At 64.0% G+C, this 13,775-nt stretch carries 14 protein-coding genes and 1 pseudogene; 11 read left to right on the top strand and 4 right to left on the bottom strand.

Features of this window, described 5'->3' with window-relative positions:
* Positions 1 to 82 precede the first annotated feature (82 nt).
* Positions 83 to 1,132, top strand: a complete 1,050-nt coding sequence (locus ACQP0C_RS21680; RefSeq protein WP_433722490.1) for a polyprenyl synthetase family protein — start codon at positions 83 to 85, stop codon at positions 1,130 to 1,132.
* Positions 1,133 to 1,186: 54 nt separating this feature from the next.
* Positions 1,187 to 2,254, top strand: a complete 1,068-nt coding sequence (locus tag ACQP0C_RS21675; RefSeq protein ID WP_433722488.1) for a patatin-like phospholipase family protein — start codon at positions 1,187 to 1,189, stop codon at positions 2,252 to 2,254.
* On the opposite strand, the gene ACQP0C_RS21670 is transcribed toward ACQP0C_RS21675, so the two are convergent.
* Genes ACQP0C_RS21670 through ACQP0C_RS21655 form a run of 4 tightly spaced genes read right to left on the bottom strand, consistent with a single transcriptional unit; the run spans position 2,151 to position 5,484 of the window.
* Positions 2,151 to 3,302, bottom strand: a complete 1,152-nt coding sequence (locus tag ACQP0C_RS21670; protein ID WP_433722486.1) for a UbiA family prenyltransferase — start codon at positions 3,300 to 3,302, stop codon at positions 2,151 to 2,153. The genes ACQP0C_RS21675 and ACQP0C_RS21670 overlap by 104 nt on opposite strands.
* On the bottom strand, positions 3,295 to 3,909 hold the full coding sequence (locus ACQP0C_RS21665) for a CDP-alcohol phosphatidyltransferase family protein (RefSeq protein ID WP_433722485.1): 615 nt from the start codon (positions 3,907 to 3,909) through the stop codon (positions 3,295 to 3,297). The genes ACQP0C_RS21670 and ACQP0C_RS21665 overlap by 8 nt, the downstream gene beginning before the upstream one ends.
* A complete protein-coding gene (locus tag ACQP0C_RS21660) occupies positions 3,890 to 4,672 on the bottom strand; it encodes a DedA family protein (protein WP_433722483.1) in 783 nt (260 codons plus the stop codon). The genes ACQP0C_RS21665 and ACQP0C_RS21660 overlap by 20 nt, the downstream gene beginning before the upstream one ends.
* An 11-nt stretch (positions 4,673 to 4,683) precedes the next feature.
* Positions 4,684 to 5,484: a hypothetical protein gene (locus ACQP0C_RS21655; protein WP_433722481.1), complete on the bottom strand. Its 801-nt coding sequence runs from the start codon at positions 5,482 to 5,484 to the stop codon at positions 4,684 to 4,686.
* Positions 5,485 to 5,707: 223 nt separating this feature from the next.
* Between ACQP0C_RS21655 and ACQP0C_RS21650 the strand changes: the two genes are divergently transcribed.
* From ACQP0C_RS21650 to ACQP0C_RS21610, 9 genes and pseudogenes are all read left to right on the top strand, one after another.
* Entirely contained in the window at positions 5,708 to 6,667 is a 960-nt protein-coding gene (locus tag ACQP0C_RS21650) for a geranylgeranylglycerol-phosphate geranylgeranyltransferase (RefSeq protein ID WP_433722479.1), read from the top strand.
* Positions 6,668 to 6,670: 3 nt separating this feature from the next.
* Entirely contained in the window at positions 6,671 to 7,549 is an 879-nt protein-coding gene (locus ACQP0C_RS21645) for an oxygenase MpaB family protein (protein WP_433722477.1), read from the top strand.
* Positions 7,536 to 8,462 carry a phosphatidate cytidylyltransferase gene (locus ACQP0C_RS21640; protein ID WP_433722475.1) on the top strand — a complete coding sequence of 309 codons (927 nt, stop codon included), beginning with the start codon at positions 7,536 to 7,538 and terminating at the stop codon, positions 8,460 to 8,462. The genes ACQP0C_RS21645 and ACQP0C_RS21640 overlap by 14 nt, the downstream gene beginning before the upstream one ends.
* Positions 8,463 to 8,465: 3 nt before the next feature.
* Positions 8,466 to 9,479 carry a diacylglycerol/lipid kinase family protein gene (locus ACQP0C_RS21635; RefSeq protein ID WP_433722473.1) on the top strand — a complete coding sequence of 338 codons (1,014 nt, stop codon included), beginning with the start codon at positions 8,466 to 8,468 and terminating at the stop codon, positions 9,477 to 9,479.
* A gap of 162 nt (positions 9,480 to 9,641) precedes the next feature.
* Positions 9,642 to 11,735, top strand: a complete 2,094-nt coding sequence (locus tag ACQP0C_RS21630; protein WP_433722471.1) for a hypothetical protein — start codon at positions 9,642 to 9,644, stop codon at positions 11,733 to 11,735.
* Between the two features lie 380 nt (positions 11,736 to 12,115).
* A pseudogene (locus tag ACQP0C_RS21625) lies at positions 12,116 to 12,226 on the top strand (class I tRNA ligase family protein); the annotation flags it as partial.
* A gap of 425 nt (positions 12,227 to 12,651) precedes the next feature.
* Positions 12,652 to 12,963: a hypothetical protein gene (locus tag ACQP0C_RS21620; RefSeq protein ID WP_433722469.1), complete on the top strand. Its 312-nt coding sequence runs from the start codon at positions 12,652 to 12,654 to the stop codon at positions 12,961 to 12,963.
* On the top strand, positions 12,956 to 13,129 hold the full coding sequence (locus ACQP0C_RS21615; RefSeq protein WP_433722467.1) for a hypothetical protein: 174 nt from the start codon (positions 12,956 to 12,958) through the stop codon (positions 13,127 to 13,129). Before ACQP0C_RS21620 ends, ACQP0C_RS21615 begins: the two co-directional genes overlap by 8 nt.
* Entirely contained in the window at positions 13,119 to 13,496 is a 378-nt protein-coding gene (locus tag ACQP0C_RS21610) for a hypothetical protein (RefSeq protein ID WP_433722465.1), read from the top strand. The genes ACQP0C_RS21615 and ACQP0C_RS21610 overlap by 11 nt, the downstream gene beginning before the upstream one ends.
* Positions 13,497 to 13,775: the final 279 nt, after the last annotated feature.

Below are 13,775 nucleotides of genomic sequence, written 5' to 3'. Positions count from 1 at the left end.
CGCGCCCGGTCGATACACAGTGGGAGGGTCAACTCCATATGCTTGCGGTTAAGGTTGCAACAAGTTTCCGGCACCGGTCGCGATGATCTTCCCCGAACAGCGCCCCTGGGATGCTCCCAACGCCACAACGAATCGCGCCCTCGGCGTACTTCGCAAGACCCGCGGCCTATGCGATCTGGTCATTCGCCAGAATGTCGCCGCCTTACCCGATCCGCTTCGCACAATGGCGGGATATCACTTCGGTTGGTGCGACCCGAATGGACTTCCGGTCAGCTCCGAGTCCGGTAAAGCATTGCGTTCGGCTCTGACACTCGGTGTTGCGACCGCATACGACGCACGGAATCTGTGCACGATTGATGCGGCTGCGGCTGTCGAGTTGGTGCACAATTTCACTCTTGTTCACGACGATGTGATGGACGGTGACCCGATCAGGCGTGGCCGCCCGACAGTGTGGAAAGTGTGGGGCGTGTCCGATGCGATCCTGCTGGGCGATGTCTTCCACAGCCTGGCTGGCACGGTACTCGCCAACAGGGCGACCGACTCCATGGCCTGCCGAGCCTCGGCCCGTCTGCGCGCGGTCGAGTTGGAGCTGTGCAAGGGCCAGCAGCTCGATTGCGCCTTCGAGCACCGCATCGATGTCGACGTCGACGACTATGTCGCGATGGCGATGGGCAAGACGGGCGCTCTGATCGGATGCGCGTGCGCGCTGGGCGCGCTCTACGCGGGTGCAGCATCCGACGACGTCGACGAGGTGGATCTGTTCGGCCGCGAATTGGGTCTGGCCTTTCAGTTCGTGGACGATCTCATCGGCATCTGGGGCGATTCGTCGGTGACGGGCAAGCCGACCGACGGCGATCTGACCCGCCGTAAGCGGACATTGCCGGTTGTCGCAGCGCTGCAGGCCAGTGGTGACGCTGCCGCCGAACTCGCTGATTTGTTCGCATCACCGGATCCGATGTCCGCGGCCGATGTGGCGCGAGCGACCACGCTGATCGAGAAGGCCGGTGGACGAGATATCGCGGTCGCCATGGCTCAGAACCAGATTCGGCGATCTCTGACGCTGTTGCCTGCGCAGGTGGCCTCGGCTGACATGCTGGCCTTGATCCAGCTCGTACTGGAACGCGACCGGTGATCATGTCACACGACGACGGACTCCCCCATACAGCTATATCGAGGTCGGGTCGGCATGCAGGGTGAAACCTACTGGGACCACGACCATCCGGTCCTTCGTGCACTGCGGCTGAGGTCCGCGCAGGGCTACGACTCCACCATCGACGACGACGGGAATCGTATCGGACTGGTCGTCGAGGGAGGCGGGATGCGGGGGATCGTATCGGCTGCGATGCTGTGCGCGATCGAAGATGCCGGCTACTCGCGGTGTTTCGACGCGATCTACGCTTCGTCGGCCGGAGCGATGAATGCGACATACTTCGTGTGCGGCGAGAGCTGGTATCCGATGTCCATCTACTACGACGACCTCGCCAGTACAACGTTCATCGATTTCAGGCGACTGCTCCGGGGCGATTCCTTCTTCGATGTCGACTTCGCCTTCGCCTGTGCGGAGAACAAACGAATCTGGGACTTCGAGGCGGTCGCCGCAAAGAAGCCGAGTCTGCACATCGCGATAACGGACGTCGACAACATCGCAACCGTGTTCGCCGAGGAGTTCGACTCCGCAGGCGATTTCCGCGCTGCCCTCTACGCGAGCTGCTGGATGCCCCGGTCACGGATCACGACCACCCACTGGAGAGGCATGAGAGCGTTGGACGGCAGCATTCTCACGACACACCCGCTGCGGCTGGCCGTGAAACAGGACTTCACTCATCTGCTGTCGTTGAGTACTCGGCCGCTGTCACGTACGACCGGAGCCAACCGTCGGACCGTGCCACAGCTCGCGGTGGCCTGGCATTTGGAACGATTCGAGCGTGGCCTGGGGACGGGGTATCTGGGCGCTGTGCACGACTACTGGATCGAACGGGCGGATGTGGCGCGTCAGCGATGGATCCCCGACACGGCGCTCCCGGTCCTGGAAGTCGCACCGTTGCCGTGGATGCCGGCGGTCAAGCGGCACGAGACCGACGTCGCCAAACTCATCGCCTCGGCGCGAGAGTCGTACGGGCTGATGCATTGTGCATTGCACGGGTATCCGCTCAGCCATCTCCGGGACGGGGCCGTACAGGTCGTACCGCGGCTGACGGTGGTGAACCGTGATCCGGCATCTGCCGTGGCACCTCTGCCGCCCGCCGAGAGCTGACAGCTCCCGCAGTGTGTGGACGGCGCGACCGCCGCGCACTGGTGGTGCGCCGTCGGTGTAGTTTCCGCGCGGCGCTCGCCGCCGCGGCGAATCCCGACCAGGCGGTGACGGCACAGGCCACGGCGAGTACCGATCGAGGCGCGGCGAAGGCGGTCGCGGCAGCGAGAACGACGACGAGGTCTGCAAATATCCACCAGGGCCGGCCGAGCGCCGCCAAGGGATGCGCCGGGTCGGACGCGGGCTCTGCGCCCCAGTTCGGATCACGTAGCTGGCGCACGAGGCCTGCAGTCGAGCCGAGAGCGAGAATGCTTGCCGCACAGGTGAATACACCGGGACGCAGTATGGTAACGATGAGCGCGCCGGTGACCACACCAGCTTGAGCGACCGTCAAGAACGCCACGTAAGTTGCGGTGAACACCAGCCGCCCCCCGCAGGTGACCACACCGGAGACGATTGCCGTCGTTCTGAGCCCGGCGCCGCGATCGTGTTCCAGATCCTTCAGGTTGCCTCCGTAACTGTTCACCATCACGAGCACGAACCCGTTGATGACAACCACGACGACCAGCACTGGCCGGATAACCGCACCCAGGGCTCCCGCAGTGAACATCAGGTGCACCGCCGATCCGAAACCGAAGATGTAGTCCATGACCAGAGGCGAGATCCACGACGATCGCTTCTGGAAGATGTTGCCGTAACCCGCGACGAACAACATCGAGAACAATCCGACTCTGACCCACAATGGGATCGGCGACGTCCAGATCGTCGCACTCAGCACTATGGCCTCGGTCAGGATCCACAGCAGCACCCGTGACGGGGCCACGGTTCCGGTGACCAGCGGACTCTCGCGACGCACAGGGTTGGCGCGGTCGTACTCCAGATCGGCGAAATCGTTGACATGACAGGCGAACAAGTGGAGTACAACACCGTAGAGCACCAGCCGACCGGCGATCACGAGATCGGCACTCGGCACGGCCAGGACGCCGAGTAGGAACGGTATTGCGGCAAAAGCGACCAGCCGCAGACGACCGAGCCGGAAGAAGTCAAGCACGGCGCCACGCGATGATGTACTCGCACAACGAAACGTAGTAGAGGCATACCCCGGCACCGCACATGACGATCGCGATCCACCAACCGGCGGACTGGGCCGCCAACAGCAACCCCGGCACTCCGAACAGCAGCAGCGCGGTCGCCATCTTCGCAACCCTGGTGACAGGTATCGGCAGCCGCCTCCCGAACACCGTCGCCAGCAGGGTGGTCAGGACGGCGTCGCGCACCACGATCGCGGCACCCAGCCACCACGGCACGATGCCGGCCACGATGAACACACCCGCCATCGTGACGAGGGTCAAACGGTCGGTCACCGGATCCATGGCCTCGCCGAGTCTGCTGACCTGATGGAATCGCCTGGCGACGTAGCCGTCCAGACAATCCCCCACGGCCGACACCACCAGCAATACGAGCGCGACCGTGCGCAGATCCCACGCCAGAACCAGGTAGGCGATCACCGGCAAAAACAGCAGCCGCACCAGTGTGATCGCGTTCGCCCACGTGGCGATTCGATCGTGAACCTCTATCTGCTCGCCGGGGCGTAAGCCGCTGCGGAACACACGATCCCGGCGTCGCGCGCGGTTGTTCTCACTGTGGGTGGCCGGCATCGGATTCCCCTCGATCGTCAGGACTGTCGTGCGCGGATTCGTCGAGTTGCGGGGGGTCGTCCGCCGTATGACCGTTCGACTCTCGCCGCACCGATGCCCATAGGCCCGTTGCGAGGAACCACACGATCAGCACGACGACCAAGGCCGTCGTCAGGCGGCCCGCATTCGCATCGATGGCATCGACCAACCAGCTCGAGCGCGCTCGGGTCTTGTGCGCCAACACGGCGATCGCCGTGATCTGCGCGATCGTCCCTGCGATGCTGACGGGCAGGAATACGCGCAGTCGCATACCGCAAGCACCTGCGAGCAGGGAAGCGGTGTTCCCTGACGATACGAAGACCGCGGGTACGCCGATCCGGGCGTAATAGCGCTCGACGGTCTCGACGGCTCGTGCTGACCTGCGGGATCGACGCTTGATCCAGACGACCGCGGCCGGGCCGTTGCGGCGCGCGAAGGAGAAGTACAGGTAGTGACCTGCGAGCCGCCGGGCGAAGCCGATCGCCGCAAGCGACAGCAGTCCCAGCCTTGGTCGTGCGAGAAACAGATACCGGCTCTTGGCATCCAGGGTGATCAGCAGGTGAGGATCGTCGCGTAGCAGCACCGGAAAGAACGCGGTGGCTGCGAGTCCGGCCGCCGCTAGGGATGCGATGGCCGAGAGTTGCATCAGCAAGATCGTCCTCGATCGCGGCGGACCGGCAGCAGGCATATCGGCCTCGAAGCCGACCAGGTTCATGATCCGGTGCCACAGAGGGGGTTCCATCATGCACGCCCCATCTAGCGCCACGACTGCCCGGGAGGCATCGTCACATGCGAGCACTCCCGTGATCGCGGCACGGCTCGGATCCCTTGCGCCGCCCGGAACATGCTGGCATCGCACACAATTCGAAGCTGTGGCGTGGACAGTGCCGCGTAGTGGTGATCGAACAACGTCATGTAGGCAGTGAAGGTGTCGGGGATGTTCTCGCGAAGCCAGTCGGTCGTCAGTGCCCGTGGCGAGCGCAGCCGTCGCCGGACTGCGTCGTCGTCGGACGGGCGGGCGTGCAGGTGGGCCGCGAACAGGTTGTACCTTCCTTCGGCCAGATCGGAACCGAGGTCGACGATTTCGTCCGCCAGCTTCGCCGCCATCCCGAGAGCACGGAATTCCTCCGACACGGCCGCCGCCACCGGGATGCGGTTGACGCGCCCGATCAATTCGGCGAGATAGACGAGATAGATTCCCGAGTCCAGAGCGATGCTGGCGAGTTGGGCCTCGACACTCGTCGCGAGATCGGCATCGGTCACCAGTCCGATGTAGTCGCGGTAGCGCTCGGCCACGTCCGGCCGGAACATGAACCTCACGACGGCGGGGTCGTCGGAGCACTCGGCCGTGCACGCCTCCCATTCGAGCACGAAGGCTCGCACGAACTCCGAATCCAAGATCTCCTGAATTTCCAGAGAATTATCGGTTGCCAAACGGTATTCGAATTCGCGATTGAACGCGGAAAGCATCCGCATGTAGGCGACGGCGATCCGCCCGGTTCCGAAACCCAGGGAGCATCCGTTCGCTGCAGCGAACCCGTCCAGGATCAATTGCACGCTGGTATCGAAGACTGCTGCCGCATGACGATCACGGAGACTGCGGAGACCGCAGCCGTATTGGCGATATTTCGAACCAAGCAGTCGGTAAGGGTGCATAAATAGGTGACGGACATACCGCGGTGCGAAGTAGCGAAGTAAGGGTCCTCTAACAGTGCGCAAGTGTTGCCAGTAGGGCACTGACTCGGTCATAGTGTCACCACGGATCAGGCGGAGGGTAGTTGTGGCGTCCGAAACAATTGCATCGTCGGCTCGTCGGCGCATCAGCATACAGCGGGCTTCGATGACAATGGGGCGATCGGCCGACATTGTTAGACAGTTCGGCGTGACGCAATGTCATGGGATCAGAATTCTCTGGACATTGACTCGCGGACCGTCTTGCATGGGTGGCGCGGGCTGCGCGATACTCGGAATGCATCTGTCGAACGGAATCGGGGCGGTTGGTATTCTTCGTGCCATTACAATCGTCTCGATCGTGAGCGCGATAATTGCCGGGGCAAACGTTGTCAACGATATCGTCGACGCCGACCTCGATCGCATGGACAAGCCCGAAAGGGCAATCCCGTCGGGCGAGTGCAGCCTACGGACCGCGTGGTTGCTGGCCTGGCTGTTCACCGTCGGCGGGTGTGTGCTCGCATTCTCGATCGTTCCAATGGCCGGCATCGTCGCTACCGCGGCCTCGATACTGGCGTGGCTGTACTCGTTCCAACTCAAAGCCACAGTGCTGCTGGGCAACATCGTCGTCGCCACTCTCGACGCCTACTGCGTGGCCTACGGCGCGATCTGGACGGGGGGACTCAGACCACCCATCGTGATGGTCGCCGTCATGGTGTTCTTCTTCTGTCTGGTGTACCTGGTACTGCTCACTATTCGAGATCGGGCCTCCGACGGTGCGGCCGACGTGCGCACGGTCGCCACCATTCTCAGCGAGCGCGCATCGATCCTGGTGTTCCGGGGCCTGGCCGTCATCTGTATCGCATTGTCGTTGTCGCCGTGGGTTTTCGGGTGGTTCAGCAACGTCTATCTCGGCGCCATCCTCGTCACCTCCACGCTGCCGTTGATCACAGCGATGTGCATACTCGACAGCGGCGATATGTACCGGCGAATGCCGACGGCGATTGGGATTCTCCGCTTGGCCTGGTTCCCCGGCATGGCCGCACTCGCACTCGCACCGAGCGTCTAGCCGATGAACGGCACAGACGGTAAACACGGTCGCCTGGGGCCCGACAGCGCGTCGTGGCGACTGATGCGTGAGCGTATCGTCATCCTTGGAGGAATGCGCGCGTTGTTGATGCAGAGCGCGCATCCATCGATCGCCGCAGCAGCCGAGCGCACCGGCAAATACGAGCGCGATCCCTGGGGCAGATTGGATCGCACGCTTCGGCTGACCTTCATGCTGACGTTCGGGACGCGAGAAGAGATCACCTCGGCGGCCCGGCAGATCAACCGGACCCACCGCGCCATCCACGGCACCGACGACCGCACCGGCCTGCGGTATTCGGCGGCCGACCAGGACCTGATCCTGTGGGTGCACGCCAGCCTCGTATCGAGCTTCCTGCTGTTCGAACGCGCCGGCGTCGGCGAGTTCGACGCTGGCGACCGGCAGCTGTTCCATCAGGAGATGACGGCCACCTCGACGCTGCTCGGACTCGATGCCGCCTCGACACCTCCCACCGTCGCAGCTCTGGACGAGTACGTCCGGAGCGTCCTCACCGGCGGCACGCTGCGCGCAACCACCGGTTCACGAACCTTGAAGGCGCTGATGGCGGCCGAGGGAATCGATCTGCGATACCCGATGTCGGCCGTCGCACGGTATCTCGCCTTCCACACGCTGCCGACGGAACTTCGCGAGCTCTACGCGGTCGCCCACACCGACCGCGACTCCGTCACTGTCGCATGCCTTTTCGCGGCGCTGCGCAACGGCCGACGACTGCTGCCGCGGAGCCGTCGCTACACCGACACTGCAAACGCGGCCTACGCGCGGCTGGGCGGGGTGAAGGTCGACCTCGCCGGGGTGCCGGTGCTGCCCGCACGTCGACACGAGGCGCCCCATGGCGACCGATAACCCGCTGGACAATCCCATCTTCTTCGATGTGCTGTGGCGGCTGTCGGCGTTGTTCGCGATCCTCTATGTCGGTGTGGCCGTTCGTGAATGGCGGCGACGAGCGGATCGCCGGAAGGAATCGCTGGTGCCCGGCGCGGTGTCAGCGACGCTGTTGACCTGTGTCGTGGTGGCCGCGGCCTTCGCCGGCGGGGTCGCCTGGTGGATCGTTGTCACGCTGCTCGGGGTTCAACTCACGGTCGAGTACGCATCGCTGACGTCTCTCGATGCCGGTTACAAATGGCTGGTCGTCATCTGGTCGATCGTTGGGCCGAGTGTGTCGGCGATCGCGTTTCCGGACTCGATGTGGACTCCGGCAATACAACTCGTGGTCGTGTATCTGATCGCTACGGCGCTGCCGATCGTCACCGGACGCAACAACGATGCGACCGCCGCTCTGGGACGAGTCACGTTGTGCGGCCTCTACATCATCCTTCCGCTCGAATATCTGCTCCTCGTGCGATCCCAAGGTGACCACGGGTTGCGGATACTGTTCTTGGTCCTGATTTCGGTCGGCCTCTCCGATGCGTTCGGATACATCGCCGGAACCAAAGCGGGCGGACCGAAACTCGCAGTGAACACAAGTCCGGAGAAGACCTGGTCCGGAGTCATCGGAAGTGTGGCGGGTGCAGCGATCGGCGGCGTCCTGTTTCATAGTCCGCTGTCGATCTCCGCGATGGTGTCGGCAACCGTCGCGTACGCGATTCTCATCGCTGTCCTGGCCGTATGGGGAGACCTCGTAGAAAGCGTATTGAAGCGTTCCGCAGGCGTGAAGAACGTCGGCAACACACTGCCCGGCTTCGGGGGCTTCCTCGATCGCTTCGACTCGCTTCTCATTCCCGCATGGTTTGCTGTCCTTCTCGTCGAAGTGGGGTGACGGGTGTCGGATTCGCGACGCACGGTCGCAGTGGTATACAACTCGACTGCCGGTATGAGCAGAGACGGGCGCCCGAACCGGGCACGCGACGATATCGAGCGAATTCTGCACGACACGAACCTCACACCTCTGTGGATGGAGGTTTCCGAGTCCCGCTCGATCGATTCGTGCGTCCGCGAAATGACGGGCAGCGGTGTGGAACTCGTTCTGGTCTGCGGCGGCGACGGTACGGTCTCCCGCTTCGCGGGCGTCCTGGCATCGTGCGACATACCGATGGGCATCGTGCCCATGGGAACCGGAAATATGCTGGCCGCGCTTCTGCGACTACCGTTCGAGGCGTCCGCGGCAGCCTCGGGCGCCATCAGCGGACCGGCGCTGAGCATCGACCTCATCCGGTGCGGAGAACAGGTTGCCACCTTCGTGACGAGCATCGGCATCGGTGCCGCCATCATGAGAAATGTCGACCGGAGGCGGAAAGCTCGCTTCGGTGCGTACGCCTATCTGGTGGCATTCGCCCGACAACTCACCTACCGCCGTGATTGGTTCCGGATCGAGATCGACGGCTCGCCACCTGTCATCCGCCGCGGCAGCGGAGTTCTGGTGGGAAACCTCGGCGCCCTGGCGTCGGGAAACCGACTGGCGCACTCGGCGCTGGACGACGGCCTTCTCGAGGTCGTGGTGTTCGACATCGTTCCCCGCATGGCATGGCTCAAGCGAAGAAGCATCGAGAATTCAAACGTCACCAGAACATGTGAATGGCACCAAGGACGCGCGGTCATCGTGACAGCCTCGCGCCTGCATCCGATCGAAACAGACGGAGACTGGATCGGCGAGGCGCAATCGATACAGGCGCAGGTGCTTCCACGCCACCTCTCGATTCGCGGCGCACTACCACCGGATGCTGCACGACACGGAAGTTGGCCCCTGCGTCTGGCTCGTCGCTGCCTTTCGGCGTGGGTCCCACACCTGGGCATGGTGCGGCAGATTCGGAAGAGCCGGCAGGGCCCTAGCCAATGAACTACGCCAAGTCCGGCGAAAGAGGTAGTCCTGCCTGCAATTCCAACTGCAGGGCCAGCGTCTATGCCGTGGATCAAGGCGGCGCACAACGAGAGCGGTGCATGAACAGGACGGGATCGTGATGCGATATCGCGGCACGCGGACAGGACAAGGTGATCGGCAATGACCGCCGGGGGCCTCGAGGCAGGTGCGGCGAAAGCGGCCGGCGGGCTTGCCGTCTCGGCAGGCAAATGGCTGTTGCGGAAGCTGCGGCCCGATACGTCACGATTGTCGTTGTCGCACTATGCAATCGAGTTGGCCGACGCGGTGCAACGCCGCGAGGACCGGATGCGCGACGAAGCGCGCAGTGGACCCGATGCGTTCATGAATGTCGGCTACAGCCTGCGTCGGGCGGGTGTCGACGGCGGAGAGGCGGTGCCCGGAACCGTAGCGAACGCCGATCGCGCCCTGCGCAAGCTACCCGACCCCGTCCGGCTCGTCGTTACCGGCGCTCCGGGCGCGGGTAAGACCGTCTTCACGATCCACCTGCTCCTGGCACGTCTTCGCCATCGCGCGACGCTGAACCACGAGGCCGCGGTCAGTGTGCCGGTGCCCGTGCGCGTGAACGCAGCCGGCTGGTCCGGAGGATCGGAGTTCACCACCTGGCTGGCTAAGCAGATAAGCCTCGGTTACGGGCTCCCCGCACGGATCGCCCGCGCGCTCATCGACCACGGCTACGTGCTGCCGATACTCGACGGCCTGGACGAAATGGGAACTGAAGATGCGGCGATCGCTCGAGCCGATGCCGTCCTCGAAAGCTTGAACGCACCGCCTTGGCGGAACCGTCCCGTCGTGGTGACCTGCCGGGCCGAAGTCTTCGCTCGTCTGAAGCAGATCCGCGGCGACGCCGGAGTCCATGGTGCGATGGAGATCGCGTTGCAGCCGCTCACCCCGAACCAGGCACAGCGCTATCTCACAGAGGCACGCAAGGCCATCGGTATCCCCGCCCACAATTGGGCGCCAGTGACCGATCTGCTGACCCGGCAACCTGACGGGCCGTTGGGGATTGCCCTTCGCTCGCCCTGGCTGCTCGGGCTGACCCTCGCCTATCTTCGCGCCGGCGTCGAGCCGACATCGACGCTGGCGGGCTGCCACGACACCACGCAGGTTCGTGAAGTTCTCTTCGCCGCACTGGTGCCCGCCGCAGTCCTCGGCACGGACCGGACAGGACCCGCGAAGGCATACGGGAAAGACAACGTGGCGACGTGGATGTTCACTCTCGCAAGGCATCTCGAGAAGCAGCGCACCGCCGGAGGCGACGGAGTCGACATCGTGCCCAACAGGATCTGGAGAATCGCGGGCCCGATCCGCTGCAGGCTCGTTCATACGCTCTTGGGCGCGATCGCCGTCGGGCTGGTTCTGACCGCGGCCATGGTAGTGGACCGTGGAGGGTCCGCCGCAATGCCGGCGGTGCTCGGATTCATCGCGGCAACCGGCCTGGGCTTCGGATCGGCGTTCGTGACCATTCCCGCGCACATGCGCAATCGTCGACGTGCCCGCCGCCGAGGCCGCCGAGGCTTCGTCTACATAGTGGGCTGTGCTGTCGGCTACGTTCTTGCCGTATCCGTCGACTCAGCACTGGGTTTGGGCGTCGCCGTGGGGTTCGGCCTCGGGCACGGCCTCGGGTTCGCGCCGGTCGAACATCTCAGCCCGGAGAGGTTTGCTCGCAGAGTTCCTGGTCGACCACGACATTGGCGTGGTCTCGTGGCGGGTGTGCTCGTAGGGGGCCTGACCGGCGCTTTCGGTGTGCTGCGAGCGGGCCCGACGGTGGGGATTGCGGTAGGGGCGGCGACTGCCCTGATGGCCGGGCTGATCGCCGGATTCAAGACCGTCCCACGAGACAGCTCGGTTCTCGATCACGACGAGCGGCAGGTAGTTCGCAACGATCTCGTCTTCGGACTTATCTTCGGCACCTCGACCGGCATCATCGCCGGCATGGTCGGCGTCCTGTTGTTCGGCACCACATTGTGGCTCGCTGCCGGCCTCGGCATCGGACTGGGATCCCTCATGGGTTTCAGTGTCGTCAGCGAGCGGTACGTCATCGCAGTCTCGATCTTCCATCTCACCAATGCATTCGCACCCCGCCCCAACCACTTCCTGGCGTGGGCTTGCGAAGTCGGACTGCTGCGAAAAACCAATGCGGCCTTCCAGTTCCGTCACAGCACATACCAGCGCTGGGTACTGAACCACGGACCCGATCATCCCCCGCAACCGTAGCCAGCTGGTCGGCATCCGATTGATCATCACCGGTCGACCGCTGACCGCCGTCCCATCGGGCCGTCGGCCCGTGACGGCTGTCGTCGAGGATCTGCTGCGCGCCACCCCCGCCGATTCGATCGCCCAACTCCACCGTGAGGACCTGGTTTTGGGACTGCTCACCAGCGGCAGCTCCGGTGACCCCAAGATCGTCGGGCAATCCCCTACTCACCGGCAAACCCAACACCACGCCATTCAACACATGCCACTGAGCCAAGTACCAACCACCACAGAGCAACCAACATCCCGCCAACATCTCCGACTCACCCGAAACACACCGCAGATCAACGAAACTGAATCCCCCCGGCATGTCCGGAGACTCCGGACTCACCGGGGGATTCAGCCTTCTCCGCCTGCTGCATCCCATCGTTCCGTTCGTCACCGACAAGCTCTGGACCACCCTCACCGGGCAGGAATCCGTCGTCATCGCTTCCTGTCCAACAGATCCCGGCTACCGCGATCGCCACAGATAATCCGAGTATTCCTCATTGAGCTCAATCTCCCCGCCCTCATACTTGGCGTAGAAGTGCGGCAGGATCATGCTATGGCCGTGGGCCCGACGGCGCGGGTCCTGGAACTCCGCTGCCAGCCAGCGTCCTGGGCTGCTTGCGCTGCGGCGATGCCCGCTACTGCGGCCTGCTGGCTCGACGCGCCTCCAGCGGCCGGGTCCGAGTTCGATTCAGGGCGCTGCGAGACATAGCCACCGCCACTGATTATTGTTTCCGCAGGTCCAGGCGTGTGGTTAGCGCATGTGTCCCCCTCCGGACACAAATCTGTGGCATTTATGCCCCAAAAATCGGGTCCGGGCATCGCCTGGACACTCTGCTCTGGTCGTTCACCGCCACCTGCGGGTTTGCTTCATTTGGCGGTGGTCGATGTGACCGATGACACATTACCTCCGCTGATCCCTCTTTTCTCCTCCATCGGGCTCGCCGACGGCGATGCCTGCGGAATCGGTGCCGGTCTGCCGATGGCGACCATCGAGCAACCACCAGCACACACCGCGGTGTACAGCGTGCGGCCGGTCGACACCAACGGACGCGTGGTCGACAAAGCCGTTCTGCGAGTATTGGATTGGCACCCCGGTGACCTGCTGTCCTGGCGGATCGCTGCGGGGCTGATCGTGATCACCCGGCCCGGCTGCGGCCGCCGCGGGGTCACCAAGCACCGTCCGAGACAGCATGCCTGAGAGCCGGACCCGCGACCACTACCAGACATACTGGACGAAGATCCTTGCCCAGCCGGGGTGGGCCGAGCGGGCATTGAACGAGCCGACTCCCGTGGAACTGCAGCGGCTGTGCGAGGTGATCAAGACCCAGCGACTGATCCGCCGCAACGGGCGAGATGGAACGTGAAGTCGTGCGCCACGTCATCGACGCGTTGCGCCGGGTCTACAAGCACGCCGAAGACAACCGGATCATCGACCCGCGCGACAACCCGGCCGCGCGGCTGACCAAACCCCGGCGCACTCGATCCAATCGGCGTGCACTGCCCGAAGACCTCCTCACCGAGATCAACCGCGTCGCCGCCACCACCGGCAACGACCCGCAGCTCGACACCCTGCTGCTGCGCCTGCACACCGAAACCGCCTGCCGCCGTGGCGGTGCCCTGGCCTTGCGTCCCCAAGATCTCGATCCCGTGCAGTCGGTAATTCTCTTACGGGAAAAGGCCCACCTCACCGGGGAACCCCACCCCCTCGCCACAACGGTCACGCGGGTATAGAAGAACCCTATGACGACATAAGACGGAGTCAGGCAGATAGCCCCCGAGGCCGGCGATAGCCACTGGGACGAACCCTTCGACCTTGGTCCACAGCGAATGCCGGTCCTCGGGACGGCTACAGAGTCGCTAGGCAAGCCGTTGCCATACGGTGCCTGTACCAGCAGGCCGTCGACGACAATCTGATTGCGGCCCAGCCCAACCCAGCCGCGAAGCTCAGCCGCCCGACCCGCCTACCCACGCGTCGCGGCGCCGTGCCGAACGACATGCTTGCGCCGATAC

It is taken from the genome of Nocardia sp. CA-129566 (genome assembly GCF_050956075.1).
In the GTDB taxonomy this organism is placed as follows: Bacteria; Actinomycetota; Actinomycetes; order Mycobacteriales; family Mycobacteriaceae; genus Nocardia.
This window is presented reverse-complemented; position numbering and strand designations above follow the sequence as displayed.